This is a genomic window from uncultured Draconibacterium sp. (genome assembly GCF_913060805.1).
Taxonomy (GTDB): Bacteria; Bacteroidota; Bacteroidia; order Bacteroidales; family Prolixibacteraceae; genus Draconibacterium.
Genome location: NZ_CAJXTC010000079.1, coordinates 1 through 2676, shown reverse-complemented (window position 1 = coordinate 2676; position 2676 = coordinate 1). Strand labels below are relative to the sequence as shown.

At 38.4% G+C, this 2676-nt stretch carries 1 protein-coding gene and 1 pseudogene; both read left to right on the top strand.

The window, feature by feature from the left end; genetic code table 11:
• Window positions 1–84 precede the first annotated feature (84 nt).
• Window positions 85–423: pseudogene (locus QZ576_RS22515) on the top strand (zincin-like metallopeptidase domain-containing protein); the annotation flags it as partial.
• A gap of 306 nt (window positions 424–729) precedes the next feature.
• On the top strand, window positions 730–2370 hold the full coding sequence (locus QZ576_RS22510) for a DUF6377 domain-containing protein (protein WP_297101861.1): 1641 nt from the start codon (window positions 730–732) through the stop codon (window positions 2368–2370).
• Window positions 2371–2676: the final 306 nt, after the last annotated feature.

Here is a 2676-nt window from a genome sequence, read left to right as displayed (position 1 = left end):
GAGAGCTTTATAGAAAAAGTTTGGATAATAATTTAGTTTGGATAACAAAGTTTATCCAAAATTTAGGATAAGCTTGTTCACTCAACTGGTCATCGTAAACGGTTAAACCGTCACGAAAGGTTTTCGAACCTGAATTTTGCAAGTAAAGATTACTCGCAAGAAGAACTTGTTGCAGAGATGGGAGCTGCATACCTTTGCGGTATTTGCGGTATTGAGAATTCTACAATCGATAACAGCGCTGCCTATATCCAAGGTTGGTTGAAGAAGTTAAAAAGCGATAAAAAGTTTATAGTAATGGCTTCCGGTTTGGCCCAAAAAGCTGTTGATTATATTCTGGATCATCAGGATTCGAATCCTAAACCGGTTCTTAATGCTCCTAAAAAGATGAAAAGTAAATCGGCTTCACTTTCAATGAATTTCTGATTATATGGCTAATGAAGCCCCCAAATCCTTTTTTGTATTCATTAAGCTGGCATCACGAAATTGCCTGTTAATTTCGTTTTTTAGTTTATAAGGCCGGTTAAAAGCTTCCTGTGTAATCTAAAAATTCTCGGATAGTTTACGAATCGTTTCTTTCGACAGCCCTTTCTGGTAATTCAGAATCTATTTTTATCATCTTGTTATCTTGAGATATTTAAGAATTACATGGGGATTAAGAATGAGAACGATATAGAGAATGAGGTGAAAAATGTTTACTTTGCAGATGTTTAGAAAGCAGATAACTCATTTATGAAATTCATCAAATTTTTCATTTGCCTGATATTGTTTTTGCCCGGAGTTGTTTTTGGGCAATCGAACCTTGATTCGCTTATGAATCAGTTGGATGCAGCAATTGAAAATCACAGAATTTATCAGCAGCAAAAAGAAGACCGGATTCAGGCACTGAAAAATCAGTTGCGTACAATTTCGCCAAACACCATTGAGGAGTATAAGCTGAACGCGGAATTGTATAACGAATACCGACCTTATATTTGCGATTCGGCGATTGGCTACAAAAACCGAAATATTGATGTTGCCAAATACCTGAATAACACGGCTCTTTTGTACGAAAGCGAGCTTAGCCTGGCCTATTTAATGGCGTCTACCGGGATGTATTTGGAGGCTGTCGATTTAGTTTCATCAATCGAAAGGGAGAAAGTTCCGGATGATCTACTGAAAGAATATTACAATACTTACCGACATGTGTACTCCGAGTTAGCTTTTTACACGCAGGATAAAAAAGGTGCGGAGCGATACTGGCAAATATCGAATCATTACCATGATTCGTTGTACACCGTGCTTTCCACAACCGATGATTTGTATTATGAATTGAAAGAGGAAAGTTTGCGAAATGCCGGAAAGATTGAAGAAGCGCTTCGGGTTAATGATACTATTTTGGCCAACAGTTCGATGGGTACCCGCGAGTTTGCCATTGCCAGCTATAACCGTTCGCTAACCTACCGGAAAACGAAAGATACCGATGGTGTAAAATATTACCTCGCTCAGTCTGCCCTGTCTGATATATTGTCGGCAACAAAAGACCACGCTTCGTTGTGGATGCTGGCCGAAATATTGTTTCAGGAAAACGATATGGAACGTGCCTACAATTACATTCGCTTTTCGTGGAGCGAAACGGTGTTTTACAACGCACGTTTGCGCAGTTTACAAAGTGCCGGAATATTGTCGTTAATTGACCGGACCTACCAGGCAACCGTTGAAAAGAAAAATCGGCAATTGCAAAATTACCTTTTGTTATCCAGTATTCTGGGACTTTTGCTAACGGTGGCGCTTGTATATATTTACAGCCAGATGAGGCGTTTGTCGGAAACGCGTAAGTATTTGCAAAAGGCCAATTCGAGTTTGAAAAGTCTGAACTCAGAACTGCAAAAAGTAAATGATCAGCTACAAATCGTAAATTTAGATCTCTCAGAATCCAACCACATCAAGGAAGTTTATATCGCACATTTTATAAAACTCTGCTCCACTTACATTGATAAAATGGATGGCTTCCGCCGATTGGTAAACAAAAAAATTACCAACGGGCAGGTTGCCGAGCTGCATGCTGTTACACGTTCGCAGGAAATGATGGATGATGAAACGGAAGAACTTTACCGTAATTTCGATAAAGCCTTTTTACGCATTTTCCCTCACTTTGTAGATAAGGTTAACGAGCTGTTGCTGGTTGAAGAAAAGTTTGAGTTAAACGAAGAAGAGCTACTAAATACCGAATTGCGAATTCTGGCATTGATCCGATTGGGAATTAATAACAGCTCGCAGATTGCCGACTTTTTGCGATACTCGGTAAATACCATTTATAATTACCGGGCAAAAACAAAAAACCGTGCCAAATCCCGTAACGATTTCGAAGATATGATTATACAAATTCGATAATTGTTAGCGATCTGTTTTTAGCCATGTTTGGTGTTAATGTTTTAAAGAACGAAATCAATTTTGTTCGGTTTTACTTCCCATAACTGCCCCTTATTCGTTCACTCATCTTTCCAATTGGTCCACTTTTATTTTGTATATCAAAAGGTTCAAGTGCTTGCTATATAGTATTTTGAATATTTTGTTAACTCTCATTAATCCACTTTCCTGTCCCTTAAAAAAATAGCGGTCGACTCAAACCATAGATTTGTGCTTGAGAAAACAGATAAGCTTTACGATGAAGAACTACGGCAATGAAAGTTTGTCTTT

Bases quoted from the DNA above. Each gene is read 5' to 3' on its own strand.
- QZ576_RS22510 (WP_297101861.1), top strand. From the start codon at position 730: ATGAAATTCATCAAATTTTTCATTTGCCTGATATTGTTTTTGCCCGGA.